The sequence below is a fragment of the Streptomyces sp. NPDC048584 genome (assembly GCF_043199595.1).
Taxonomy (GTDB): Bacteria; Actinomycetota; Actinomycetes; order Streptomycetales; family Streptomycetaceae; genus Streptomyces; species Streptomyces edwardsiae.
The window spans coordinates 203,721-227,519 of sequence record NZ_JBICWF010000014.1; the positions used below are offsets into that span (position 1 = coordinate 203,721).

At 72.3% G+C, this 23,799-nt stretch carries 23 protein-coding genes; 8 read left to right on the forward strand and 15 right to left on the reverse strand.

Going from position 1 to position 23,799, the window contains the following annotated elements:
* Window positions 1-303 precede the first annotated feature (303 nt).
* Window positions 304-1,959: an FAD-dependent oxidoreductase gene (locus tag ACGFR9_RS28370; protein WP_393213719.1), complete on the reverse strand. Its 1,656-nt coding sequence runs from the start codon at window positions 1,957-1,959 to the stop codon at window positions 304-306.
* Between the two features lie 230 nt (window positions 1,960-2,189).
* On the opposite strand from ACGFR9_RS28370, the gene ACGFR9_RS28375 reads away from it, so the two are divergent.
* The 7 genes from ACGFR9_RS28375 to ACGFR9_RS28405 all read left to right on the forward strand — a co-directional run bounded on the left by ACGFR9_RS28375 (window position 2,190) and on the right by ACGFR9_RS28405 (window position 7,546).
* Complete coding sequence (locus ACGFR9_RS28375; protein ID WP_393213721.1) at window positions 2,190-3,314, forward strand: SchA/CurD-like domain-containing protein; 1,125 nt, start codon at window positions 2,190-2,192, stop codon at window positions 3,312-3,314.
* Between the two features lie 69 nt (window positions 3,315-3,383).
* Window positions 3,384-3,851 carry a cupin domain-containing protein gene (locus ACGFR9_RS28380; protein WP_393213724.1) on the forward strand — a complete coding sequence of 156 codons (468 nt, stop codon included), beginning with the start codon at window positions 3,384-3,386 and terminating at the stop codon, window positions 3,849-3,851.
* Window positions 3,848-5,116: a beta-ketoacyl-[acyl-carrier-protein] synthase family protein gene (locus ACGFR9_RS28385; RefSeq protein ID WP_393213727.1), complete on the forward strand. Its 1,269-nt coding sequence runs from the start codon at window positions 3,848-3,850 to the stop codon at window positions 5,114-5,116. Before ACGFR9_RS28380 ends, ACGFR9_RS28385 begins: the two co-directional genes overlap by 4 nt.
* Window positions 5,113-6,357: a ketosynthase chain-length factor gene (locus ACGFR9_RS28390; RefSeq protein ID WP_393213730.1), complete on the forward strand. Its 1,245-nt coding sequence runs from the start codon at window positions 5,113-5,115 to the stop codon at window positions 6,355-6,357. The genes ACGFR9_RS28385 and ACGFR9_RS28390 overlap by 4 nt, the downstream gene beginning before the upstream one ends.
* A gap of 27 nt (window positions 6,358-6,384) precedes the next feature.
* Window positions 6,385-6,645: an acyl carrier protein gene (locus ACGFR9_RS28395; protein WP_311645028.1), complete on the forward strand. Its 261-nt coding sequence runs from the start codon at window positions 6,385-6,387 to the stop codon at window positions 6,643-6,645.
* Between the two features lie 2 nt (window positions 6,646-6,647).
* Window positions 6,648-7,130: an SRPBCC family protein gene (locus ACGFR9_RS28400; RefSeq protein ID WP_030223168.1), complete on the forward strand. Its 483-nt coding sequence runs from the start codon at window positions 6,648-6,650 to the stop codon at window positions 7,128-7,130.
* 80 nt (window positions 7,131-7,210) lie between these two features.
* A complete protein-coding gene (locus tag ACGFR9_RS28405) occupies window positions 7,211-7,546 on the forward strand; it encodes a TcmI family type II polyketide cyclase (protein ID WP_030223170.1) in 336 nt (111 codons plus the stop codon).
* Window positions 7,547-7,622: 76 nt separating this feature from the next.
* On the opposite strand, the gene ACGFR9_RS28410 is transcribed toward ACGFR9_RS28405, so the two are convergent.
* From ACGFR9_RS28410 to ACGFR9_RS28430, 5 genes are all read right to left on the reverse strand, one after another.
* Window positions 7,623-8,651 carry a methyltransferase gene (locus ACGFR9_RS28410; RefSeq protein WP_393213734.1) on the reverse strand — a complete coding sequence of 343 codons (1,029 nt, stop codon included), beginning with the start codon at window positions 8,649-8,651 and terminating at the stop codon, window positions 7,623-7,625.
* 59 nt (window positions 8,652-8,710) lie between these two features.
* Entirely contained in the window at window positions 8,711-9,772 is a 1,062-nt protein-coding gene (locus ACGFR9_RS28415) for a nitrous oxide reductase family maturation protein NosD (protein WP_393213737.1), read from the reverse strand.
* 155 nt (window positions 9,773-9,927) lie between these two features.
* Window positions 9,928-11,517, reverse strand: coding sequence for an MDR family MFS transporter (locus ACGFR9_RS28420; protein WP_393213797.1), 1,590 nt, complete (start codon window positions 11,515-11,517; stop codon window positions 9,928-9,930).
* 150 nt (window positions 11,518-11,667) lie between these two features.
* Window positions 11,668-12,348: a TetR/AcrR family transcriptional regulator gene (locus ACGFR9_RS28425; protein ID WP_393213739.1), complete on the reverse strand. Its 681-nt coding sequence runs from the start codon at window positions 12,346-12,348 to the stop codon at window positions 11,668-11,670.
* A gap of 28 nt (window positions 12,349-12,376) precedes the next feature.
* Window positions 12,377-13,228, reverse strand: coding sequence for an oxygenase MpaB family protein (locus ACGFR9_RS28430; RefSeq protein WP_393213742.1), 852 nt, complete (start codon window positions 13,226-13,228; stop codon window positions 12,377-12,379).
* A 195-nt stretch (window positions 13,229-13,423) separates the two neighbouring features.
* Here ACGFR9_RS28430 and ACGFR9_RS28435 point away from each other — a divergent pair, with 195 nt between their 5' ends.
* A complete protein-coding gene (locus tag ACGFR9_RS28435; protein WP_393213745.1) occupies window positions 13,424-14,596 on the forward strand; it encodes a 4-hydroxybenzoate 3-monooxygenase in 1,173 nt (390 codons plus the stop codon).
* 6 nt (window positions 14,597-14,602) lie between these two features.
* Here the strand turns inward: ACGFR9_RS28435 and ACGFR9_RS28440 are convergent, their stop codons facing one another.
* The 9 genes from ACGFR9_RS28440 to ACGFR9_RS28480 form a co-directional block, all read right to left on the reverse strand.
* Window positions 14,603-15,508 (reverse strand): LysR family transcriptional regulator, encoded by a 906-nt coding sequence (locus tag ACGFR9_RS28440; protein ID WP_393213748.1) that lies wholly within the window; start codon window positions 15,506-15,508, stop codon window positions 14,603-14,605.
* Between the two features lie 51 nt (window positions 15,509-15,559).
* Window positions 15,560-16,759, reverse strand: coding sequence for a glycine C-acetyltransferase (locus ACGFR9_RS28445; protein ID WP_393213751.1), 1,200 nt, complete (start codon window positions 16,757-16,759; stop codon window positions 15,560-15,562).
* A 28-nt stretch (window positions 16,760-16,787) separates the two neighbouring features.
* Window positions 16,788-17,816: an L-threonine 3-dehydrogenase gene (tdh, locus tag ACGFR9_RS28450; RefSeq protein WP_393213754.1), complete on the reverse strand. Its 1,029-nt coding sequence runs from the start codon at window positions 17,814-17,816 to the stop codon at window positions 16,788-16,790.
* Window positions 17,817-18,000: 184 nt separating this feature from the next.
* Entirely contained in the window at window positions 18,001-18,576 is a 576-nt protein-coding gene (locus tag ACGFR9_RS28455; protein ID WP_393213757.1) for a GAF domain-containing protein, read from the reverse strand.
* 58 nt (window positions 18,577-18,634) lie between these two features.
* Window positions 18,635-19,264, reverse strand: a complete 630-nt coding sequence (locus tag ACGFR9_RS28460; RefSeq protein ID WP_030223202.1) for an ATP/GTP-binding protein — start codon at window positions 19,262-19,264, stop codon at window positions 18,635-18,637.
* Window positions 19,242-19,613, reverse strand: a complete 372-nt coding sequence (locus ACGFR9_RS28465) for a DUF742 domain-containing protein (protein ID WP_030223204.1) — start codon at window positions 19,611-19,613, stop codon at window positions 19,242-19,244. Before ACGFR9_RS28465 ends, ACGFR9_RS28460 begins: the two co-directional genes overlap by 23 nt.
* Before the next feature lie 2 nt (window positions 19,614-19,615).
* Window positions 19,616-20,050, reverse strand: coding sequence for a roadblock/LC7 domain-containing protein (locus ACGFR9_RS28470; protein WP_030223208.1), 435 nt, complete (start codon window positions 20,048-20,050; stop codon window positions 19,616-19,618).
* Between the two features lie 53 nt (window positions 20,051-20,103).
* Window positions 20,104-21,915 (reverse strand): sensor histidine kinase, encoded by a 1,812-nt coding sequence (locus ACGFR9_RS28475; protein WP_393213759.1) that lies wholly within the window; start codon window positions 21,913-21,915, stop codon window positions 20,104-20,106.
* A gap of 473 nt (window positions 21,916-22,388) precedes the next feature.
* Window positions 22,389-23,588, reverse strand: a complete 1,200-nt coding sequence (locus ACGFR9_RS28480) for an acyl-CoA dehydrogenase family protein (RefSeq protein ID WP_393213761.1) — start codon at window positions 23,586-23,588, stop codon at window positions 22,389-22,391.
* Window positions 23,589-23,799: the final 211 nt, after the last annotated feature.

A 23,799-nucleotide genomic window follows, 5' to 3' on the forward strand; every position in this document is an offset into this window, starting at 1 on the left:
GCAGCCCCGTAGCCGCGGGCAGTCGTGCCGCTGGGGCGGCACGGGTGGGCGCGACGGCACCCCGTTGACGCCGGGCTGCGTCTCCCACCCCCGCCCAGCCCTCACACCGGCCCACACCCCCACGGGCGGCGGCCGCACGCCCCGCCGACCGCGCCCCCAGTGCCTCAAAGGCCTGGGAGGTACCCCCAGGGGGGACGGGCGGGCGGCGGCGGCCCCCGCCCGAGCGCACCCGAGCGTGCGGGAGGCACCCCCGGCGGAGCGCACCGCAGCCCACCCCCGCCCCCAGCAGGCACCGGCCACCCCTCAGTCCCGGGACAGAATCCTCGTCACCGCCTCCCGCAGGACCTTCCCCGGGTCCGCGGACTCGCCCTCGTGGCGCCACGCCACGAACCCGTCGGGGCGGACCAGCACCGCCCCCGACGGGGTGATCCCGTGAGCGGCGGCCCACTCGGGCCCGGGCTCCGGGACCAGGTCGGCCCCGGCCCCGCCCCCGACCCGGTACGAGTCCAGCGGAACCGACAGCGCCGCCGCCACCTCGGCCCCCGCCGCATGCCACCCCCCGCCCTCCGAGCTCAGCAGCACCAGCGCCCGCTCGTACAGATCGAGCGTGGAGATCCGTGAACCACCCCGCCTCATCCACAGGTGCGGAGCCCGGCTCCCGGGCTCCCCGTTCAGCACGACCCCGTCCGGCACGACCGCCGTCCCCGGATCCGCCCCCACCACCGCCCCCCGCGGATACCGGTACGCCAACGCCACATTGAGAATCCCGCCCTTCCGCCCCCCGGGCCCGCCCCCGGCTCCCTCCGCGGGCGTGTACCCGGGGTGGCTGTGCTCCACGGACCGCGTGGACGCCCGCGCACTCGTCGCCTCCGCGACAGGCCGCCGCTCCGCGTCGTACGACGCGAGGAGCCCGGGCCCGGCCCACCCTCCCAGCACGGCCGCCAGCTTCCACGCGAGGTTGTGCGCGTCCTGGATCCCGGTGTTGGACCCGAACGCCCCCGTGGGCGACATCTCGTGCGCCGAGTCCCCCGCCAGGAACACCCGCTGGTCGGCGTACCGTTCGGCGACCCGCTCGGCCGCGTGCCAGGCGGCCCGCCCGGTGATCGTCACATCGAGGTCGGGTACGCCGACGGCCCGCCGGATGTGCGCGGCGCACCGCTCGTCGGTGAACTCCTCGATCGTCTCGCCGTGTTCGGGGTGCCAGGGCGCGTGGAACACCCATTTCTCCCGGTTGTCGACCGGCAGCAGCGCCCCGTCGGCGTCCGGGCTGGTGAGGTAGCAGACGATGAACCGCCGGTCGCCGACCACGTCCGCGAGATCGCGGGAGGTGAAGGTGACACTGACGTTGTGGAACAGGTCCCCGGGGCCGTTCTGCCCGATACCGAGCCGCTCCCGTACGGGACTGCGCGGACCGTCGGCGGCGACGAGATAGTCCGCCCGGACGGTGGTGTGCTCGCCGGTCTCCCTGCTCTTGAGCCGAGCGGTCACCCCTTCACGGTCCTGGTCGAAGGAGAGCATCTCGGTGCCGAACCGCAGATCGCCGCCGAGCTCCCGGGCACTTCTCAGCAGCACCGGTTCGAGGTCGTTCTGGCTGCACAGGCACCAGCCGGCCGGACTGAACCGGGCCAGCCCGCCGCCGGGGTCGATCTCCCGGAACAGCCACTCCCCCGCGTCGCCCACCAGGGAAGGCGTCTGCAGGATGCCGTGGTTGTCCGCGAGGACGGAGGCGGCGTCCGCGATCCGCCCGTCCACCCCGGCGGTCCGGAACAGCTCCATCGTGCGTACGTTGTTGCCGCGCCCCCGCGGATGGATCGACGTGCCGGCGTGACGCTCGACGAGTGTGTGCGGCACGCCGAGCCGCCCCAGGAACAGGGACGTCGACAGGCCCACCAGGGATCCGCCGACAATGAGGACGGGTGTGCGGTGAACCGCCTCCCCGGCCGAGTCCGATCGGTTCATTGAAACTCCTCCAGCATCACCCTCGACGGGCTGAGGAACAGGACGCACATTCCATGCCCGGTGCGGGCCCGTTCGCGTCCCCGCGGCACCCGGATGGCGCGCGGTTCACCCAGGTGCCCCGTGTCGCTCGCGCACCCCGGAGACCGGATCGACCATCGACTCATGGCGACCGGCGTCCCACCGGACACGGCGGTCGTTCCTGACCTTCAAGAAGAGGAGAGGTGCGCCGGATGACCATGTCGGGACGCATATCGCAGTCCGCTTTCGACGGCTCCAGGCTGCGGGTGATCCTGCTGCTCGACCTGTACGAAGGAGCCCAGGAGCAGTTCCTCGACGCATACGAGCACATGCGCAACCAGGTGGCGTCCGTCCCCGGTCACCTCAGTGACCAGTTGTGCCAGTCGATCGAGAACCCCTCACAGTGGCTCATCACCAGCGAGTGGGAGAGCGCCCCGCCGTTCCTGGCGTGGGTGAACAGCGAGGAGCACGTCGAGACCGTCCGGCCGATGCACAGCTGCGTCCGGGACACCCGGTCGATGCGCTACAGCATCCTCCGCGAGACCCACCCCGGACGGCCGCTGAGCGCCGAGGCCGCGACCGGGGGGCTCCAGTCGGCGGCCCGTGTCGGCGACGGTGTGGCCCGCCACGCCCTCACCTTCACCGTGAAGCCGGGCTCCGAGTCCAAGGTCGCCGAACTGCTGTCCGGCTATCAGTCGCCCAAGGCGCAGGTCGACGACACCACGCGGCTGCGCCGCACCTCCCTGTTCATGCACGGCAACCGTGTCGTACGGGCGGTCGAGGTGGAGGGCGACCTGCTGGCCGCGCTGCGCCATGTCGCCCGGCAGCCGGAGATCAGGGCGGTCGAGGAGGCCCTCAACCCCTATCTGGAGCAGGACCGGGACCTCTCCGACCCCGACTCCGCCCGGGTGTTCTTCACCCGGGCCGCGCTGCCCGCCGTGCATCACGTGGTGGCGGGCGGGCCCGAGCCGGCCGCCGTACGCCGGCACGCGCTGTACTACCCGGCCGTCGAGGGCCGCGGTATGGAACTGGCCCGGTTCCTCGCCCACCAGGACGAGGCGGCGACCGACGACCCGGACAGTCCGGTGCACGCCAGCACCGTGTTCCAGCGGGACGACACCGTCGTACGGCTCGTCGACGTCACCGGCCAACTGGACCTGGACCCGCTCGCCGCCCTCGGCATCAAGGGCGCGGGGAAGGCGGCCGAACTGGAGCGGCTCCTGGACGGTGCCGCGATCGGTGTCGAGGGCTCCCTGGACTCGGAGCGCAATCTCAACCGGCTTCTGGCGCACGCCGACATGCTGCCCGTCACCGACCGCAGCGCGGCGGACGCCTGACGGTTCACCGCGGTGACGTCCGCGGCCGTGCCCGCGCGGACGTCACCGCAACACCCGGAGGTATCAACCATGTCCCAGCAGCATCCACGCATCGTGGACCTGAGCGAGACGGAACCCAACCGACGGCGCGGGGGTGACCTCAGAACCCTGCTCACCCCGGCCACCGTGGGTTCCACCAGCGGCTTCATGGGCCTGGCGATCATCAAGCCCGGCGAGCGCATCGGCGAGCACTACCACCCGTACTCCGAGGAGTTCGTGTACGTCGTCAGCGGCGCGCTCGAAGTGGACCTGGACGGAGAGCCGTTCGCGCTCCGCGCCGACCAGGGGCTGATGATCCCTGTCGACATGCGGCACCGCTTCCGCAACGTCGGTGAGCGGGAGGCCCGGATGGTGTTCCATCTGGGGCCGCTCGCCCCGCACCCGAGCCTCGGCCACGTCGACACGGAGGAGACCGAAGGCGTCGCCGCGGGCCCCCAGTTGGCGGTCGGCGGGCCGGAGCACGGCCGGGTCACCGAGCCCAGCGAGGCCATAAAATGACCCGCCGGGTGGCCGTCACCGGTATAGGTGTGGTCGCTCCCGGCGGCATCGGGGCGACGGCTTTCTGGGATCTTCTGGCGGCCGGCCGCACCGCGACCCGCGGCATCTCCCTGTTCGACCCGGCGGGGCTGCGTTCCCGGATCGCCGCCGAGTGCGACTTCGACCCCTTCGAGCACGGCCTGGACCCGGAACTGTGCCAACGCGCGGACCGTTACGTCCAGTTCGCCGTGGTCGCGGCCACGGAGGCGGTCCGGCACTCCGGGCTCGACATCGCCGCCGGGAACCCCTGGCGCACGGCGGTCTCGCTGGGCAGCGCGGTGGGCGGCACCACCCGGCTGGAACAGGACTACGTCCGGGTCAGCGAGGGTGGCCGGCGCTGGGACGTGGACCACGAGAAGGCCGAGCCTCAGCTGCACACCGCGTTCCAGCCGAGCACGCTGGCCTCGGTCGTCGCCGAGCGGTTCGGCGCCCGGGGTCCGGTGCAGACGGTCTCCACCGGCTGCACCTCCGGCCTCGACGCGGTCGGTTACGCCTTCCACACCGTTGCGGAGGGCCGCGCCGACGTGTGCGTCGCGGGGGCGTCGGACTCGCCGATCTCACCGATCACGATGGCCTGCTTCGACGCCATCAAGGCGACCTCGCCCAACAACGACGACCCGGAGCACGCCTCCCGGCCCTTCGACGCCCACCGCGACGGCTTCGTGATGGGCGAGGGCGCGGCCGTACTCGTCCTGGAGGAGTACGAGCACGCGCGGGCGCGCGGCGCGGAGATCCTCTGCGAGATCAGCGGCTACGCCACGTACGGCAACGCCTACCACATGACCGGTCTGACCAGTGAGGGACTGGAGATGGCCCGGGCGATCGACACCACGCTCGACCAGGCCCGTATCGACCCCACACGGATCGACTACGTCAACGCGCACGGCTCCGGCACCCGGCAGAACGACCGGCACGAGACGGCCGCCGTGAAGCGGTCGCTGGGCGCGCACGCCCATGAGACGCCGATGAGCTCCATCAAGTCGATGGTGGGGCACTCGCTGGGCGCGATCGGCGCGATCGAGGTCGTCGCCTGCGTGCTCGCGCTGCGGCACCAGGTGGTGCCGCCGACGGCGAACTACGAGACCCCCGACCCGGAGTGCGACCTGGACTACGTGCCGCGCACCGCCCGCCCGCGGAAGCTGGACAACGTGCTCTCCGTGGGCAGCGGGTTCGGCGGCTTCCAGTCCGCGGTGCTGCTGACCGGGCCGGGCGGGAGGACACGATGAGCAACCGTCACCCCCGGCGCGCGGCCGTCACCGGCATCGGTGTGATCGCGCCCAACGGACTGCGCACCGAAGCGTACTGGAAGTCGGTCAACGAAGGTCTCACCGTACTGGACCTGATCGGCCGCGAGGGCTGCGGGCATCTGCCGCTGCGGGTGGCCGGCGAGGTGCGGGCCTTCGACCCGTCGGGCCTCATCGAGGACCGGTTCCTCGTCCAGACCGACCGGTTCAGCCACTTCGCGATGGCGGCGGCCGCGCTCGCCCTCGACGACGCCGGACTCGGCGGCGATCCCGCCGAGCCGTTCTCCATCGGTGTGGTCACCGCCGCCGGTTCCGGAGGCGGCGAGTTCGGCCAGCGCGAGCTGCAGAAACTGTGGGGCAAGGGCTCCAAGTACGTCGGCCCGTACCAGTCGATCGCCTGGTTCTACGCCGCCAGCACCGGCCAGATCTCCATCCGGGGCGGCCTCAAGGGGCCCTGCGGGGTGGTGGCGAGCGACGAGGCCGGCGGTCTGGACTCCCTCGCGCACGCGGCACGGGCCGTGCACCGCGGTACCGACGTCATGGTCGTGGGTGCCGCCGAGGCGCCGCTGGCCCCGTACTCGATGGTGTGCCAGCTCGGTTACCCCGAGCTCAGCACCCTCGACGACCCCGACCGTGCCTACCGTCCGTTCACCGAGAAGGCGTGCGGTTTCGTGCCCGCCGAGGGTGGCGCGCTGCTCGTCGTCGAGGACGAGGACCGGGCGCGTGAGCGCGGCGTGCCGGTACGGGCCGTCGTGGCCGGCCATGCCGCCACGTTCACCGGGGCGTCCCGCTGGGCGGAGTCCCGGGAGGGGCTGGCCCGTGCGATCCGTGGCGCCCTCGACGAGGCGGGCTGCGCCCCGGAGGAGATCGACGTCGTGTTCGCCGACGCCCTGGGCGTGCCCGAGGCGGACCGCGCGGAGGCGCTGGCGCTCGCCGACGCGCTCGGCGCGCACGGCACCCGGGTCCCGGTGACGGCGCCCAAGACCGGCATCGGCCGCGCCTACTGCGCGGCTCCCGTGCTGGACACGGTGGCGGCGGTGCTCGCCATGGAACACGGCTCGGTGCCCCCGACACCGAACGTGTTCGACGTCTGCCATGACCTCGACCTGGTGACGGCGCACGCCCGCCCGGCCGAACTGCGTACCGCCCTCGTCCTCAGCAGGGGACTGATGGGCTCCAACGCGGCGCTGGTCGTGCGCCGCGGTGACGATTCCGCCCGTTAGGACCGGGCGGGGAAGGAGCAGGCACCCATGATCACCACCGAGGTGACCTTCGACGAGCTGGCCGCGCTGATGAAGCAGGCCGCCGGCATCACCGTCGACCCCAAGGAGCTCAGGGAGTCGGCGGGGTCCCCCTTCGACGTCTTCGGTCTCGACTCGCTCGGCCTGCTCGGCATCGTCGGCGAGCTGGAGAACCGGTACGGCCAGTCGCTTCCCCCCGACTCGGAGCGCTGCCGGACGCCACGCGAGTTCCTGAACCTGATCAACAGCACCCTCACGGCTGGAGCCTGAAAGTGGCAGGACACACCGAGAACAGCATCACCATCGACGCTCCCTTCGACCTCGTGTGGGAGATGACCAACGACCTGGACAACTGGCCCCGGCTGTTCAGCGAGTACGCGTCCGTGGAGGTCCTCTCCCGTGAGGGCGCCACGACGACGTTCCGGCTCACCATGCACCCGGACGACAACGGGAAGGTGTGGAGCTGGGTGTCGGAGCGCACCCCGGACCGCGAGAAGCGGACCGTCAGGGCCCGCCGGGTCGAGACGGGTCCGTTCGCCCACATGGACATCGTGTGGGAGTACGCGGAGCTGCCGGGCGGTGTGCAGATGCGCTGGACGCAGGACTTCGCGATGAAGCCCGACGCCCCGGTCGACGACGACTGGATGACGGACAACATCAACCGCAACTCCCGTACGCAGATGGCCCTGATCCGGGACCGGATCGAGCAGGTCGCCCGCGACAGCGAGAGCGCGTCCGTCGCGTCCACCCGCTGAACGCCCGTCCGGGAAGACCGGGAGGTCCCGAAGTCCAGGCGGTCCACGCAGTCAAGGCAGTCCCAGGAAGGACACAGCCGATGCATCACGCCCTCATCGTCGCCCGGATGAAGCCCGGTTCGGCGCCGGACATCGCCGAGGTGTTCGCCGACTCCGACCGGGGTGAACTCCCCCATCTGGTCGGGGTCGGCCGGCGCAGCCTCTTCCAGTTCGGTGACGACGTGTACCTGCACCTCATCGAGTCCGAGCGGGACCCTGCGCCGGCGATCGCGAAGCTCGCCTCGCACCCCGAGTTCCGCGGCGTCAGCGAGCGGCTCGAGGCGTACGTCAGCCCGTACGACCCCGCCACGTGGCGTGGCCCCAAGGACGCCATGGCGCGGTGCTTCTACCGCTGGGAGAGCGGGCCCCGCTCCTGAGCGCGGCACACCCCGAGGCCGCCGGTTCCGCGTCAGTCGCGGAGCCGGCGGCCTCGGGGTTCTCGCGGCCCGCGGATCAGTCGGGGACGGTGCATTCGAAGGCGTGCAGATAGGCGTTGACGGGGCGGATGTCGCCGATGACGAGGCCCGCGGCGGTCAGCCGGTCGACCATGCTCTGCCGGGTGTGCTTGGCGCCGCCGACGTTGAGGAGCAGCAGCAGGTCCATGGCGGTGGTGAACCGCATGGACGGGGTGTCGTCGACGAGGTTCTCGATGACGACGACACAGGCGCCGGGCCGGGCCGCCGCGCGGACGTTGGCCAGCACCCTGCGGGTGCTGTCGTCGTCCCACTCCAGGACGTTCTTGATGATGTACACGTCCGCCTGGACGGGGACGTCCTCGCGACAGTCCCCGGCCACGACCTCGACGCGGCCGGCGAGGGCGCCGCCCGCGCGAAGCCGGGGGTCGGCGTTCTCGACGACACCGGGCAGATCGAGCAGGGTGCCGTGCAGATGGGGGTGCTTCTCCAGGAGGCTGGCCAGGACATGGCCCTGGCCGCCGCCGATGTCGATCACGGAGGAGGCGCCTTCCAGGTCGAGCAGCAGGGCGACGTCGCGTGCGGACTGCTCGCTCGAGGTCGTCATGGCCCGGTTGAACACATGGGCGGACTCGGAGGCGGACTCGTTGAGGTAGGTGAAGAACTCCTGGTCGTACACGTCCTCGAAGACGTTGCGGCCGGAGCGGACCGCCTCGTCGAGCTGGGGCCAGACGTTCCAGGTCCACGGTTCGGTGCACCACAGGGCGATGTAGCGCAGGCTGTGCGGGTCGTCCTCGCGCAGCAGCCGGGACATCTCGGTGTGTTCGAAGGTGCCGTCGGGGTGCTCGGCGAAGACGCCCTGGCAGGACAGGGCCCGCAGGAGCCGCCGCAGGGTGTGCGGCTGGGCCTTCACCGATGCCGCCAGGTCGTCGACGGTCATGGGCGTGTCGTCCAGCGCGTCGGGCACGCCCAGGCGGACGGCCGCGCGTACGGCGGCGGCGCAGGCCGCCCCGAAAACGAGCTCCCGCAGCCGCATGGGCGGCGGGGGAGCCGGATCAACGGTGGTCATCCGTTGCCTCGCTTCTTGCTGTCGTGCGGTCGGTGGGGGGAGGAGCGGTGGTACGGGGGTCAGCACATGCCCGCGGGCTCGGAGAGCGTGCAGGCGTTGCCGTTGAACGTGTTGGTCCTGGCGGTGTCCCGGTTGGCCAGGTCGGCGGGGCTGTTGCCGGTGAGGAGGTTGTCCCGGATCTCGTTGCGCTCGCTGGGGACGCCGACGAGGCTCTTGAAGAGGACGATGCCGCCGGAGAGTGGGGACGTGCCCCTGTTGCCCTCGACCCGGTTGTAGGCGACGAGTGTCTCCTCTGCGCCGGTCAGGACGATGCCGGAGCCCTGGAGGAAGGGCAGCCGGGGGGTCTTGGCGCAGTACTTGTTGTTGTCGTGGATGTGGTTGCGGGTGACGCTCAGATGGCCGGCGCGGGGTGTGGACTCGTCGCCGACGACGAACACGGCGGCGCAGTTGCCGGTGGCCTCGTTGCGGTCGACGGTCAGGTTGCGCAGCCGGCGCACGGTGACGCCGACCCGGTTGCCGTCGGTCCGGTTGTGGCGGATCACGGTCTTCCGCGCGTCCCGGGCGCCTTCCTCGCTGTCGACGGTGTTGGCGACGAACAGTCCCGCGTCGCCGTTCTTCCGGGCGAGGTTGTGGGTGAGCGCGCTGCGTGTGGAGCGTTCCTCCGCGATGCCCCACTGGCCGTTCTGCTCCGCCACCACGCGCCTGACCGCCAGCCGGTCGGTGCCGGTGGCCCACAGCCCGTTCTTCGCGAACCCACGGACCGTCAGGGACCGTACGGTGACGTCCTTCAGCGGCTTCTTGTCGGTGCCGGTCACACAGATGCCGTTGCCGGCCTTGGCGCAGGCGCTCGACCCGGGCTTCGCAGCGGGCATCAGGACGGTGGCGGCGGCACTGTGGCCGCGCAGGGTCACGCCCGGCTTCCTGACGGTGACACTCTGCTTGTAGGTGCCGGGCGCGAGCAGGACGGTGTCCCCCGCCTTCGCGGCGTCCAGCGCCTTCTGGACCGACTGGCCGGGCTGCACCCGGTGCACGGTCGGGTGGTGGGCCGACGGGGCTGCACCGAGCCCCGCGGCCACGGCGGCTGCCGTACAGGCGAGGAGGGCGATGTGTCGTTTGTTCATGAGCCGAAGCTATGAGCGGGGGTTGGGGCCCGCCACCGGTGATCGCCCAGGCGGGCTGAGCCACCCGTCCGCCGGGTGATCACCCGGTCGGCTCATCCCTCGTGGACGACGGCGGCCACCCGCGCGGCCGCCGTCGTCCATCACCGGGTTCCGGTTCAGCCGACCGGAGTCACCGGGTCCTTGCCCGCCGGTGACGTGCCGTCGGATTCCAGGGCGGCGCCGGCGGACTCCTCGGCGAGGCGTTCCATGCCGCTGGTGGTCTTCAGCGGCTTCTCCTTGAGGAACACGACGGCGACGAGGGCGAGCACCGCGAACGGCGTGGCGACGAGGAACAGGTCGGCGGTGGCGACGGCGTAGGCGTGCTCGACGATGCCCCGCATCGGCTCGGGCAGCGTGGACATGTCCGGGACGCTGCTCTCCGTGGAGCCCTCGCCGCCCGGCACGGTGATGCCGGCGTCCTCGAGGCCCTTGGTCGTCTCGCCGGCGACCCGGTTGGCCAGGATCGCGCCGAGGACGCTGACGCCGATGGTGCCGCCCATGCTGCGGAAGAAGGACAGCACGGAGGTCGCGGCGCCGAGGTCGGCGGCGGCCACGTCGTTCTGCGCGGCAAGGACCAGGTTCTGCATCAGCATGCCGACGCCGGTGCCGAGGACCGCCATGTAGACACTGAGCAGGCCGAAGTGCGTCTCGGCGTCGATCGTGGACAGCAGCGCGAGACCGACGGCCATGACGACCCCGCCCGCCACCAGGTACCGCTTCCACTTGCCGGTCTTGCTGATCACCTGTCCGGCGACGGTGGACGACACCAGCAGGCCGAGGATCATGGGCAGGCTCATCAGACCTGCGACGGTCGGCGACTTGCCCAGGGAGATCTGGAAGTACTGCGAGAGGAAGACGGTTCCGCCGAACATGGCGACACCGACCAGGAGGCTGGCGACGGTGGTCAGGGTGACCGTGCGGTTCCTGAAGATGTCGAGCGGGATGACCGGCTCGGGCGTACGGGCCTCGACGAAGACCGCGGCGGCCAGCACCGCTACGCCACCGCCGGCGAGGGCGGCGGTCTGCCAGGAGACCCAGTCGAACTCGGTGCCCGCCAGGGACACCCAGATGAGCAGCGCGCAGACACCGGCGACGATCAGGAAGGCGCCGAGCCAGTCGATGCGCACCTCGCGCCGGGTGGTCGGCAGCCGCAGGGTGCGCTGCAGCAGGGCGATGGCGAGCAGCGCGAACGGCACGCCGATGAAGAAGCACCAGCGCCAGCCCAGCCAGGAGGTGTCGACCAGCACACCGCCGACCAGCGGTCCGGCCACGGTGCCCACGGCGAAGACGGCGCCGAACATGCCGGCGTACTTGCCCAGCTGACGGGGCGGGATGACGGACGCCATCACCACCTGCGCGAGGGCGGTCAGACCACCGGCGCCGATGCCCTGGACGACCCGGCTGAAGATCAGCAGGCCGACGCCGTGGGAGAAGCCGGCCAGCAGCGAGCCGACGACGAACATGCCCAGCGACAGCTGGAGCAGGAGCTTCTTGTTGAAGAGGTCGGACAGCTTGCCCCACAGGGGCACCGTCGCGGTCATCGCCAGCAGTTCGGAGGTGACGACCCAGGTGTACGAGGACTGGCTGGCGTCCAGGTCGGCGATGATCGTCGGCAGGGCGTTGGCCACGACGGTGCCGGCCAGGATCGCGACGAACATGCCGGCCATCAGGCCGGACATGGCCTGGAGTATCTGCCGTTGGGTCATGGAGGTGGGGGGCGCGTCGGCGGGCGCCACGGGTGAGCTCACGGGATCTCTTTCAGGTGAGGGTCGTACGGTCGCACGCGCGGGACGGGCACCGGGAAACTGCGCACTCGTGGGCGTGGAACGGTCAGTGGGGCGACAGCCGGGACGGGCTTACGCGGGGGGTGCCGGAAGTCCGGCGGCGAGGAGGTCGAACACCTCCTGGAACACCTCGAGGTAGGCGGCTTCCTCCTGCCGGGCGTACCAGTGCTCGACGCTGGTCCGCACCGCGGTGCCCGCCACCGCGGCCAGCAGCCGCGGGTACAGGTCGAGCGCACCGCGCCGTTCCTCGTCGGTCGCGCCGGCGGGCGGGGGCTCGGACGTCGTCGGCCCGCCGGCGCGGATGCGCGCGGCGATGGCCTCGGCCAGTCCGGTCTCGTCCGCCATGTGCTCGCCCAGCGTGCGGACCAGCAGATGCGGTGAGGCGTGCAGCACCTGGGCGTGCAGCCGCCACAGTTCGTGCTGCTGCTCCGCCTCGGCGAGTTCGGCCGCCATGGCCTCGCGCAGGGCCCGCAGCGGGGAGAGTGCGGCCGGCGCGTCGAGTACGGCCTGCCGTATCCGCTCGCCCGCCTCCGCGTCGATCACCACGAAGGCGTCGTCGCGGGTGTCGAAGTAGTTGAAGAAGGTCCGTACGGACACCCCGGCCGCCGCGCTGATCGCCTCGACGGTGACCTTCTCGGCCCCGTGTTCGGCGGCGAGCCGTACGGCGGCCTCGGCGAGGGCGGCACGCGTCGCACGCTTCTTCCGCTCCCGCAGCCCGCCCTGTGGGGCACCCTTCTCCGACATGCCTTGCATGGTATGCAAAGATGCACGTCATGCAAAATTACCGCCCGGTACCGGATTCGGCCCGGCGGGCGGCCGCGCGGGCGGCGCGCGCCACGGGCAGATAGCGCAGACGCTCGGGCAGCGGCGGCACCACGGTGCGTACGACGGCGCCGAGCCGGCGCAGCCGGCGTTCCTGCCGGGGTGTCCAGGTCACACCCAGGCGGTCGCGGGCGGCGGGCGGGAGCAGGCCGGCGGTGAGGAAGACCTGCAACCGGGTGAAGAGCGGGCACAGCAGGGGCCAGAGACGGCGCGGCAGCGGGCCGGGCGGCGGCGGAAGCGGCCGGTGCGGGTCGAGCAGTTCGCCGGCCACGACCGTCCGTTCCAGTTCATGGGTGACCGTGGAGTCGAAGTAGCGCCAGTACGCCTCGGGCGTCGGCGGCATGTCGCGGTCGTCGATGCCGAGGATGCGGCCGAGGTGCAGCAGTTCGCCGTAGAGCCTGCGTTCGTCCTCCGGTGTGAAGGGGCGGTCGAGGTAGCGGGCGGCGCGCAGGAAGACGGGGTAGGCGGTGGCGTGCACCCAGGCGTAGTGGGCGGGGGTCAGGGCGTTGTAGGGGCGGCCGTGGCGGTCGGTGCCGCTGATGTGCCGGTGCAGTGCCCGGAGCCGGCGGCCCTCCTCGATCGCGCGGTCGCCGCCGTAGACCCACAGCTGGAGCGATTCCAGGGAGCGGGCGGCGCGGCCCCAGGGGTCGGTGCGGAAGACCGAGTGGTCGTCGACGCCCGCGCCGACGGCAGGGTGGGCGACCTGGAGGACGGTGGCGGCGGGCAGCGACAGCAGCAGCCGTACGTCTCCCGCGATGTCCCACAGGACGGTCCCGGGGGCGAGCGGTTCCGGTGCGGTCCGGGGGGTCATGTCAGCGCGCTCCCTCCGTGGAAGGCGACGTCTCCATTCTCCGCCGGCGGGGCCCGCGCACACATCGCGCGCGACCACCGCGGGCGTGCTCTGGATTTCGAAGATCCGACTCCCGTTCAATGGGACCGTCCGTCGTCACCGGGCGCGGACCGGCGCCGGACCCCTGCCGGCCCGTCGGCCGTCGAAGGAGACGACATGCCCGTGCGCACCCGAGTCGCCGTCATCGGAGCGGGCCCGGCCGGCCTGCTGCTGTCCCATCTGCTCGGCCGCCACGGCATCGAGTCGGTCGTCGTCGACTCCCGGAGTCGGGCGGAGATCGAGACGACCATCCGGGCCGGCATCCTCGAACAGGGCACCGTCGAGATCCTGAGCGGGTCCGGGGCCTCGGACCGTGTTCTCACCGCCGGGCACCGGCACGAGGGCATCGAGCTGCGCTTCGACGGCGAGGGCCACCGGATCGACTTCACGGGCAGTGTCGGCCGGGCGGTGTGGCTCTATCCGCAGCACGAGGTGCTCAAGGACCTGATCGCCGCGCGCCTCACGGCCGGCCAGGATCTGCGCTTCGGGGTGACCGCCGAGCGTGTGGAGGGCGCGGAGACGGACCGGCCGCGCGTCCTGGCGAGGGACGCCGGGGGCAACGCCGTCGAGATCGAGGCCGATGTCGTCGTCGGCGCGGACGGCTCCCGCGGCGTGGTCCGCGAGACGGTCACGGGCGCGTACGGCGGCTCCTTCCGGGAGTATCCGTTCGCCTGGTTCGGCATCCTGTGCGAGGCGCCGCCCAGCGCCGAGGAGCTGATCTACAGCAACTCGCCGGACGGCTTCGCGCTGATCAGCCGGCGCGGTCCGGGTGTACAGCGCATGTACTTCCAGTGCGACCCGGGGACCGACGCCGAGGCGTACACCGAGGAGCGGCTCTGGGAGATCCTGCGGTCCCGCGTCCCCGGCGTCACCCTCAACGAGGGCCCGGTCTTCCAGCGGGACGTGCTCCGTTTCCGCAGCTTCGTGGCGCACGAGATGCGCCGGGGCCGGGTCGTGCTCGTCGGCGACGCGGCCCACACGGTGCCGCCCACCGGCGCCAAGGGCATGAACCTCGCGGTCGCCGACGTCGTCGTCCTCACCGAGGCGCTGCGCGCCCTGCTGCTCGACGGGGACGAGTCGCTGTTCGGCGCGTTCTCCGACACGGCCCGGCAGCGCGTCTGGAAGGCGCAGCACTTCTCCTGGTGGATGACGAGCATGCTGCACCGGCAGCCCGGGGCGAGCGACTTCGACCATCTGCGCCAGCTCGGCGAACTGCGCTCGGTCGTCGAGTCGGCCGCCGGCCGCGCCTACCTCGCCGAGGGCTACACCGGCTGGCCGCTCGCCCGCTGACCCCTCTCAGGCGTCACCGGCCGCCGCGCGGAGGGAGTCCAGCACCGGGCGGATCAGCGGATGGCCCTCGGCACCCCGGCGTACGGCGGCGAAGACGCGGCGGGTCGGGGCCGTACCGTCGACCGGGCGGACGACCACACCGGTGAGGTCCATGCCGCGCAGCGCCGAACGCGGGACCAGGGCCACGCCCACGTCCGCCGAGGCGAGGGCGACCACCGCGCGGAAGTCGTCCGAGGAGTGCTCCAGGCGTGGCTGGAAGCCCGCGCTCTCGCACGCGAGCACGACCACGTCGTGACAGGGGTTGCCGGGGTACGGTCCGATCCACGGGTCCTTGGCCAGCTCGGCGAGCGGCACCTCGGCGGTGTCGGCCAGCCGGTGGGTGACGGGGACGACGGCGTCGAAGGGCTCGGCGTACAGCGGTACGTGGGCCAGCCGCGGATCGTCGGCGGGCGGTGCCCCTCGGTACTCGACCGCCACGGCGACGTCGACCTGCCGGTCCAGGACCATCGGCAGGCTGGCATCGCCCTCGGCGTCCTGGACCCGGATCCGGATACCGGGCGCCGCCGCGGCGAGGCGGGCCACGGCGGGGGCGACGACCTGGGCGATGCCGGTGGCGAACGCGGCCACCGTGACCGTGCCGGACTCCCCCGACCCGTAGGCGGCCAGTTCGGCCTCGGCCCGCTCCAGCTGGGCGAGGACCACGTTGGTGTGGCTGAGCAGGATCTCCCCGGCCGGGGTCAGCCGTACGCCCTTGGCACCGCGCTCGACGAGACGGTGCCCGGTCTCCTGCTCCAGGGCGGCCAGCTGCTGGGAGACCGCCGAGGGGGTGAGATACAGCGCGGCGGCCGCCGCCGTGACCGTCCGGTGGTCCGCCACCGCACGAAGGATGTGGAGCCGCCGCGCTTCGATCATGAGATCGATTGTCTCAAATGCGGATTGCCTGAATGCGGGGGTGTGCTCCGGTCAGCCGTCGAGCTCCGTCCGTGCCGCCACGAAGGCGTCCACCGCGCGGTTCACGTCCTCGGTGGAGTGCGCGGCGGACAGCTGGACGCGGATACGGGCCCGGCCCTGCGGCACCACCGGGTAGGAGAAGCCGATCACGTACACCCCGCGCTCCAGCAGCAGCTCGGCCAGACGGCCCGCCTCCGACGCGTCGCCGATCATCACGGGGGCGATGGCGTGGTCTCCGGGGAGGATGTCGAAGCCCTCCTCGGTCATCCGGCGGCGGAACAGGGCGGTGTTGTCGGCGAGCCGCACGCGCAGGTCGTCGGCCGATTCCAGCAGGTCGAGGACCTTCAGGGAGGCGGCGGCGATCACCGGGGCGAGGGTGTTGGAGAACAGGTACGGGCGGGAGCGCTGGCGCAGCAGGGCGACGATCTCCGCGCGGGCGGCGACATAGCCGCCGGACGCGCCGCCGAGCGCCTTGCCGAGGGTGCCGGTGATGATGTCGACCCGGTCCATGACGCCGTGCAGTTCGGGCGTACCGCGCCCGCCGGGGCCGACGAAGCCGACGGCGTGCGAGTCGTCGACCATGACCATGGCGCCGTGCCGGTCGGCGAGGTCGCAGATCTCGGCCAGCGGGGCGACGTAGCCGTCCATGGAGAAGACGCCGTCGGTGACGATCAGCGTACGGCGCGCACCGCCCTCCGCCGCCTCCTTCAGCTGGCGCTCGAGGTCGGCCATGTCGCGGTTGGCGTAGCGGAGGCGGCGGGCCTTGGACAGCCGGATGCCGTCGATGATGGACGCGTGGTTCAGCGCGTCGGAGATCACCGCGTCCTCGGGGCCGAGCAGCGTCTCGAAGACACCGCCGTTGGCGTCGAAGCAGGAGGAGTAGAGGATCGTGTCCTCCTGGCCGAGGAACGCCGACAGCCGCGCCTCCAGCTCCTTGTGCACCTCCTGGGTGCCGCAGATGAAGCGTACGGACGCCATGCCGTAGCCCCAGCGGTCGAGGGCCTCGTGGGCGGCGGCGATCACCTCGGGGTGGTCGGCGAGGCCGAGGTAGTTGTTGGCGCAGAAGTTGAGGACCTCGCCGGGGCGTCCGCCGGCGGTGACGTTCACCGTCGCCGACTGCGGGGTGCCGATGACCCGCTCGGGCTTGTGCAGTCCGGCGGCGCGGATCTCGTCGAGGGTGGCGCGCAGGTCGTCACGCACGGAGTCGAACATTCGGGAAGCTCCTAGGGATACAGATGGCTTACGCGGTCCAGTCGAGGATCACTTTTCCGCCCTTGCCGCCGGCCGCGTCCTCGAAGGCGGGCTCGAAGTCGCGGTAGGAGTAGCGGCCGGTGATCACCGGGGCGAGGTCGAGGCCGCCCTCGAGCAGCACCGACATGGCGTACCAGGTCTCGAACATCTCCCGGCCGTAGATGCCCTTGATGGTGATCATCGAGGTGACGATGCGGGACCAGTCGACCGGGAACTCCTCGGCCGGCAGTCCGAGCATGGCGATCCGGCCGCCGTGCGTCATGTTGTCGATCATGTCCCGCACGGCCTCGGCACGGCCGGACATCTCCAGGCCGATGTCGAAGCCCTCGCGCAGTCCGAGAGTGCGCTGTCCGTCGGCGATGGTCGTCTCGGCGACGTTCAGCGCCAGGGTCGCGCCGATCTTGCGGGCGAGTTCCAGGCGCTCCTCGCTGACGTCGGTGATCACGACGTTGCGCGCGCCCGCGTGCCGGGCGACGGCTGCGGCCATCAGGCCGATCGGGCCGGCGCCGGTGATCAGGACGTCCTCGCCGACGAGCGGGAACGACAGCGCGGTGTGCACGGCGTTGCCGAAGGGGTCGAAGATGGCGGCGACGTCGAGGTCGACGGGGACCCGGTGCACCCAGACGTTGGTGGCGGGGAGCACCACGTACTCGGCGAAGGCGCCGTCGCGTCCGACGCCGAGGCCGACCGTGGCGCGGCACAGATGGCGGCGGCCGGCCAGGCAGTTGCGGCACTTGCCGCACACCAGGTGGCCCTCGCCGCTGACCCGGTCACCGGACGCGATGTCGGTGACGTCCCGGCCGGTCTCCACGACCTCGCCGACGAACTCGTGCCCGAGGACCAGCGGGGTGGTGATCGTCTGCCGGGCCCAGCCGTCCCAGGACCGGATGTGCAGGTCGGTGCCGCAGATACCGGTGCGCAGTACCTTGATCAGCACGTCGCCGGGTCCGACGGCGGGCTCCGGCACGTCCGCGAGCCACAGCCCGGGCTCCGCCTTCTCCTTGACCAGTGCCTTCAACGCTACGGCTCCCGAGGGTGAGTCCCGGCCCCGGGCACGCCGAAGCGGCCCGCGTCCGGGAACGAGGAGTGGAATCGCACTGCAATCTGCCGTACGACACCCTCACCGGTCCATCGAGGATTTCTTAAGCGCTGCCACAGCTTTCCTTCACACCGTCACCCGCACGGCCCTCCGGCGCGCGAAGTCACAGCGGCAGTCCGTCGTCCTCCCGGCGCTCCAGCCGTACGACGAGATCCGCGGCCTGCGCCTTGATGGCGGCCAGCCCCGGCTGTCCCCAGGCGCGGGGCTGGATGTCGGTGACGGACACGGTGCCGAGCACCATGCCGGTGCGGTCGATGAGGGGGGCGCCCATATAGGAGCGGATGCCGAACTCGTCCACCACCGGGTTGCCCGCGAACCGCGGGTAGTCGCTCACGTCCTCCAGGACCAGTGCCTTGCGCCGGGCCACCACATGGGGGCAGAAGCCGTGGTCGCGGGGCAGCACCCGGCCGAGAAGGGCGCCGGTGCCGTCGCCGCGCACCACCGGTGCGATGGCCGGGGTGTGCAGACCCGCGAAGAACTGCCCGTTCTCACCGAGGAAGTTGACCATGGCGTACGGCGCTCCCGTGAGGTCGGCGAGGCGGTGCGCGAAGGTGTCGAGCGTGGGCTCGGGGTGCTCCCCCAGTCCCAGCCGGCGCAGGCGCAGAACGCGCTCCGGCGCCTGGCCGTCCTCCGGGGTGACCAGCAGACGACCGGCCGGGCGGGGCGGGTCGTAGCTCATGGGCGGGCTTCCGGCGTAGGGGCGTAGGTCATAGGGGGACTCCGAGGGTGTGCGGGGATCACATGTGGGCGCCATACCCCGTCGTGGTGGCGGGGGTGTGGGCGATGAGGTGGCGGACCAGGGTCAGCAGGGTCTGGACGCTGGAGCTGGAGATCCGGGCGTCGCAGCGGACGACGGGGATCCCGTCGGGGAGGTCGAGTGCGGCCCGTACCTCTCCGGGGTCGTAGCGGAAGGCGCCGTCGAACTCGTTGACGGCGACGATGAATCCGAGGCCGCGCTGTTCGAAGAAGTCGACCGCGGCGAAGCATTCCTCCAGGCGCCGGGTGTCGGCGAGGATGACCGCGCCGAGGGCGCCCTCGCAGAGTTCGTCCCACATGAACCAGAACCGTTCCTGGCCGGGGGTGCCGAAGAGGTAGAGCACATGCTGCGCGTCGAGGGTGATGCGGCCGAAGTCCATGGCCACGGTCGTCTCGACCTTGTTCTCGATGCCGTCGAGGTTGTCGGTGGCGGCGCTGACCGTGGTGAGGAGTTCCTCCGTGCTGAGGGGCGCGATCTCGCTGACCGCGCCGACGAAGGTCGTCTTGCCCACGCCGAACCCGCCCGCCACCAGGATCTTCAGCGCGTTGGGGAACGCCTCGTCGTCGCGGTCCGCGGCGTGGATGTGGTCAGAGCTGTCGTCGTAGTCCATCGAGCACTGCCTCCAGAAGGGCCCGGTCCGTCGGGTTGTGGTGGAACGCGGGGGGCTTGTCGGTCAGCGCCCCGCATTCGAGGAGGTCCGCCAGCAGTACCTTGGTGACGGCCACCGGCAGTCTGAGATGGGCGGCGACCTCGGCGACCGGGACGGGAGCGCGGCACAGGTCGAGGGCCTGTGCGTGCTCGGGGCCGAGATAGCCGAAGGGGGTGGCACCGGTGGCTCTGACCTGCGACAGCAGATCGAGGGCGACGGTGGGCCGGGTGCGGCCGTTGCTGACCGTGAAGGGCCGCACCAGCCGTCCCGCCGCGTCGTCGAGCCAGGGCCCGTCACCGGCCGCCGTCACGCTCAAGGCCTCATCGCCGGCGGTTCGACGCCCTGCTGACGGGGAGCGGTCACCAGATACGGCCGTACGGACTTGACCAGCATCGCCATCTCGTAGCCGAGGACGGCGGCGTCGGCTTCGCGGCCGGCCATGACGGCGAGGCAGGTGCCGGAGCCGGCGGTGGTGACGAACAGCAGGGTCGAGTCGAGTTCGACGACGACCTGCCGGACGTCGCCGCCGTCGCCGAAGCGGACGCCGGCACTGCGGCCGAGGGAGTACAGGCCGGAGGCCAGGGCGGCCATGTGGTCGGCGGCGTCCGGGTCGAGTCCGTGCACGGACTTCACCAGCCCGTCGCAGGAGAGCAGTACGGCGCTGCTGGTGTGCGGTACGCGTTGTACGAGGCCGCTCATCAGCCAGTCGAGGTCGGATACCTGGGCGGTCGGCGCGTCGCTCGCCATGGTGGATCGACTCCTTGGGGTACGGAAGGGTGCGGGAGCGCTGGGGGTGCTGGTCATCCGGCGGGCGTGCTCCCGTCGTGCCGGGCGGGGTGGTCGGCCGGGGGTGGGGGGAATCCCCCCGGGGGGTCCTGCGGGGGTCCCTGCCGTGTCTCCTGCCGGGTTTCCGCGAGACTGACGCCGCGCTGGAATGCGGCCACCAGACCGGGGTCGTGGCCTGCGACGTACTCGCTGTCCTGGCGGGGGGCGGGGCCGTCGCGGAGCTGCGGTGCGATGTGCTCCTGGGCGCGGCGGCGGGGCAGGCCGGGTCTGTCCATGGTGCCGCGCACGGTGCCGCCGCGCGGGGTGAGGGGCACGGTCCCGGGGTCGGTGAGGGCGTTCCGGTCGCCGGGGTGGACGCCGGGTACGGCCTCGGCGGGGGTGGGCCGCACCGCGCGGGCACCGCGCAGCGGCAGCGGCGGGGCGACGGCGCCGGCGGGCGGGGCCGGGGGCCGGGGCGGTGGGGGCGCTTCCGCGTGGGCCGGTACGGGGGACATGTGCCGGGCGGCCGGCAGCGCGCCGGTGTCCGGCTCGGGCGGGTGGGGCGCCGGGGCCGGTCCGCCGCCGACGGCGAGCGGTTCGGGGCCGAGCAGTGCCTGAGGCACCACGAGCACGGCCTGGACCCCGCCGTAGATGTTGCTCTGGAGCCGGACGTGGATGCCGTGCCGCCTGGCGAGCTGGGAAACCACGAACAGGCCGATCCGCCCGTCGGCGAGCAGGCTGGCGACATGCACCTGGTCGGGGTCGGTGAGCAGGGCGTTCATCCGGTCCTGTTCGCCGGCCGGCATGCCGAGTCCGCGGTCCTCGACCTCGACGGCGAGTCCGGAGGTGACGAGGCCGGCGCGCAGCAGGACCTGGGTGTGCGGGGCGGAGAACACCGTGGCGTTCTCGACGAGTTCGGCGAGCAGGTGGATGACGTCGGCGACGGCGTGCCCGCGCAGGGTGCCGTCGATCGGCGGCACGAGCTTGACGCGTGAGTACTGTTCGACCTCGGCGATCGCCGAGCGCAGCACCTCGGTCATGGAGACCGGGTTGCTCCACTGCCTGCGGGAGACGGCCCCGCCGAGCACGGCGAGGTTCTCGGCGTGGCGGCGGATGCGGGTGGCGAGGTGGTCGACGTGGAAGAGCCCCTTGAGCAGGTCGGGGTCCTCCATCTCGTTCTCCAGCTCGTCGAGGATGGAGATCTCGCGGTGCACCAGGGACTGCAGCCGCCGGGCGAGGTTGACGAACACCTCGAGCTTCTGTTCGCTGCCGGTCTGGCTGGAGAGCTGGGCCGCCTGCGCCACGGCGGTGACGGCGCCGTCGTGCGCGCGGGCGAGGTCGGCGGCGAGCAGGTCGAACTCGTCGGCTTCGTCGGCCTGTTCGCCGTGCCGCCCGCGTGGCGGCGGGGGGTCGCCGCGGCGCAGGGTGTCGACGAGGGCGCGCAGGTCGGCCTCGCGTCGGGCGGTGCTCCGGCGCAGGACGCCGACGCGGTCGTGCACCGACCGGGCGGCGCGATCGGCGGCCACGGCGGCGATGACGACGCCGGCGAACGCCACCGAGGTGGCGCCGCCGAGAACGGCCCACAGGGTGGGGCTCGGCCGGATGCCGGTGGAGCGGACGGTGAAGATCAGGGCCGCGCAGGCGCTGAGGGCCACCGCCACGGGCGGCAGCACGGCGAGCCGCAGCAGCTGGGGCCGTATCTGTGTCTCGGGCGGCGCGGGGAGGGTCCGCACGGCCGGCCTGCCGTGCCGTCCGCCCTCGCGGCGCTCCGCCCGGGTGGCCGGGCCGGGCCGGCGGGGCCGGACGTCGGCGGGCTTCTCGTCCTGGCGACCGGGCTCACGGGCCATGACCGTGGTGCCGACCGCGCCCCGCGTACCGGCCGGGCCCGGGGCGCCGGCCGGGCCCGGGCGTCGGGGTCCTTGGCCCCGTCCGCTCCCTCGTCCGCCTTGTGGCTGCACGTACCGGTCCCCGCTCCCTGATCCGACTGTTGGACGCGGCCGCTCGGCGTGCCGTGCCCTACGACATGGGGTGTCGCGTGCCGCCCGACCGACACTCACCGTAGTCGCCACCGCATCATGTGCGGTGGGCAGTTGACAAACTCATACGGACAGCATCGCGCTCTGGTATGAGGCTTCGTACGACAGACCGATAACCCTCCCGAGCGAGGAATCGGGAGTGAGCAGGGAACGATCAGGGCTGGTCACAAGCGGTCGGCTTGGGCGCGCGGAGCGGAGCGGCATCCGACCGCCCGAGCCCGCCACCCAGCCGTCGTGAACGCGTCAGGCACGCACCGAAGGCTCCAGACCCTCCGGCCAGAACATCACTCACCGTCACTGCCGGGTCGGGGCAGGGAGCTCGCTCCAAGCCGTACGGTGTTCAGGTAGTGGTCGCCGATGGCCCGCATGGTGGGACCGGCGGGGCCGCGGTCGACCAGGGCGAGGACGTTGCGCCAGAACCGGTCGATGCCGTCCGCGTCGGTGAGTGCCAGGACGCGTTCGCCGGTGAGGAGGGCTGCCCGTGCGGTGACCGTGCCGGCCATCGCCACCTGGGCGGCCGTGTCGGCGCGTTGCTCGTGGCGGAGCCCCCGCCCCGCCGCGAGGGCGTCCGCCATGGCCGTCGTCGCGCGGTCGGTCACCGCCGCGGCGGTGTGCAGGGCGAGCGCCGACTCCCCGTAGGCCAGCAGCAGATCGGCGTCGTCGTCGAGCGCCCGGAGGTGGCGTGCGGAGCGGCTGAGGTCCCTGGCCTCGGCCAGCGCCCCTTCGGCCACGCCGAGCGCGACCTGGGTCAGCATGAGCCCGAGGGCGTGCGGCGCCAACGCGGTATGGGGCGGGGTCATGTCCTCGTCGCGCCCGGCCGGGCCCAGCACGTCGGCGGGGTCGACCGGTACGCCGTCGAAGCGGACGGTGCCCGCACCGGTGAGCCGCTGACCGAGCCGGTCGTGCGACGGATCACGGCCGACGCGCGGGTGCCGGGCGTCCACGACCACGACGACCGGTTCGTGCGTGCCGGCCCGGACGGCGTCGAGGACCAGCCGGTCGGCCTCGTCGACGGCGGCGGGCAGGGCGCGGTGTCCGTCGAGGACCAGACCGGGGGTGAGCGTGGGGCCCGGAAGCTCGCCGCGGGGCAGCGGCCCGGGTGTACCGGTGGCACCGGCCCAGAGCCACTGTTCCCGTGCCGCGCGCGCCTCCAGCCCGGCGGCGCGCTCCGGGGTGCCGAAGAAGCGCGTGCTCCAGGACAACACGTAGTGGCGGCCGAGCAGTTCACCGATCGATCCGTCGGCGGCGGCGATCCGGCGGACGACGGCACAGGCGTCGCGCCAGCCCATGCCGCCGCCGTCCGGCGAGGGAGGGGCGAGCACGGCCGGCAGTCCGGACTCACGCAGCCGCGCGACCTCGTCGAAGGGCGGCTTGCCGGCCCGGTCCCGCTCGATCGCGTCCACGGCGAGGTCGTCGGCGACCTCGTCGGCGACCCGCCGCCAGAAGTCCCCGGCGGCCTCGGTGATCACCTCCGCCTCACCCACGATTCCCCATTTCCCTATTGGATTAGTAGGGAATCATCCTGTGGGACGGGAGGGTCATGGACAAGGGAGCATCCACCCATCGGACGCGCCCGTTCCACCGAACGGAACGGCGGGGACTAGGCCGTTTCTTTCGGATCACCTCGCCGACCAGATGAAGATGGCGGCGAGGTGCAGTCCGGCCAGGTAAATGGTGGCCGTCTTGTCGTAGCGG

Excerpts from the sequence above, each read along its gene's own strand:
- ACGFR9_RS28370 (WP_393213719.1), bottom strand. The coding sequence starts at position 1,959 with ATGAACCGATCGGACTCGGCCGGGGAGGCGGTTCACCGCACACCCGTC.
- ACGFR9_RS28375 (WP_393213721.1), top strand. The coding sequence starts at position 2,190 with ATGACCATGTCGGGACGCATATCGCAGTCCGCTTTCGACGGCTCCAGG.
- ACGFR9_RS28380 (WP_393213724.1), top strand. The coding sequence starts at position 3,384 with ATGTCCCAGCAGCATCCACGCATCGTGGACCTGAGCGAGACGGAACCC.
- ACGFR9_RS28385 (WP_393213727.1), top strand. The coding sequence starts at position 3,848 with ATGACCCGCCGGGTGGCCGTCACCGGTATAGGTGTGGTCGCTCCCGGC.
- ACGFR9_RS28390 (WP_393213730.1), top strand. The coding sequence starts at position 5,113 with ATGAGCAACCGTCACCCCCGGCGCGCGGCCGTCACCGGCATCGGTGTG.
- ACGFR9_RS28395 (WP_311645028.1), top strand. The coding sequence starts at position 6,385 with ATGATCACCACCGAGGTGACCTTCGACGAGCTGGCCGCGCTGATGAAG.
- ACGFR9_RS28405 (WP_030223170.1), top strand. The coding sequence starts at position 7,211 with ATGCATCACGCCCTCATCGTCGCCCGGATGAAGCCCGGTTCGGCGCCG.
- ACGFR9_RS28410 (WP_393213734.1), bottom strand. The coding sequence starts at position 8,651 with ATGACCACCGTTGATCCGGCTCCCCCGCCGCCCATGCGGCTGCGGGAG.
- ACGFR9_RS28415 (WP_393213737.1), bottom strand. The coding sequence starts at position 9,772 with ATGAACAAACGACACATCGCCCTCCTCGCCTGTACGGCAGCCGCCGTG.
- ACGFR9_RS28420 (WP_393213797.1), bottom strand. The coding sequence starts at position 11,517 with ATGACCCAACGGCAGATACTCCAGGCCATGTCCGGCCTGATGGCCGGC.
- ACGFR9_RS28425 (WP_393213739.1), bottom strand. The coding sequence starts at position 12,348 with ATGCAAGGCATGTCGGAGAAGGGTGCCCCACAGGGCGGGCTGCGGGAG.
- ACGFR9_RS28430 (WP_393213742.1), bottom strand. The coding sequence starts at position 13,228 with ATGACCCCCCGGACCGCACCGGAACCGCTCGCCCCCGGGACCGTCCTG.
- ACGFR9_RS28435 (WP_393213745.1), top strand. The coding sequence starts at position 13,424 with ATGCCCGTGCGCACCCGAGTCGCCGTCATCGGAGCGGGCCCGGCCGGC.
- ACGFR9_RS28440 (WP_393213748.1), bottom strand. The coding sequence starts at position 15,508 with ATGATCGAAGCGCGGCGGCTCCACATCCTTCGTGCGGTGGCGGACCAC.
- ACGFR9_RS28445 (WP_393213751.1), bottom strand. The coding sequence starts at position 16,759 with ATGTTCGACTCCGTGCGTGACGACCTGCGCGCCACCCTCGACGAGATC.
- ACGFR9_RS28455 (WP_393213757.1), bottom strand. The coding sequence starts at position 18,576 with ATGAGCTACGACCCGCCCCGCCCGGCCGGTCGTCTGCTGGTCACCCCG.
- ACGFR9_RS28460 (WP_030223202.1), bottom strand. The coding sequence starts at position 19,264 with ATGGACTACGACGACAGCTCTGACCACATCCACGCCGCGGACCGCGAC.
- ACGFR9_RS28470 (WP_030223208.1), bottom strand. The coding sequence starts at position 20,050 with ATGGCGAGCGACGCGCCGACCGCCCAGGTATCCGACCTCGACTGGCTG.
- ACGFR9_RS28475 (WP_393213759.1), bottom strand. The coding sequence starts at position 21,915 with ATGGCCCGTGAGCCCGGTCGCCAGGACGAGAAGCCCGCCGACGTCCGG.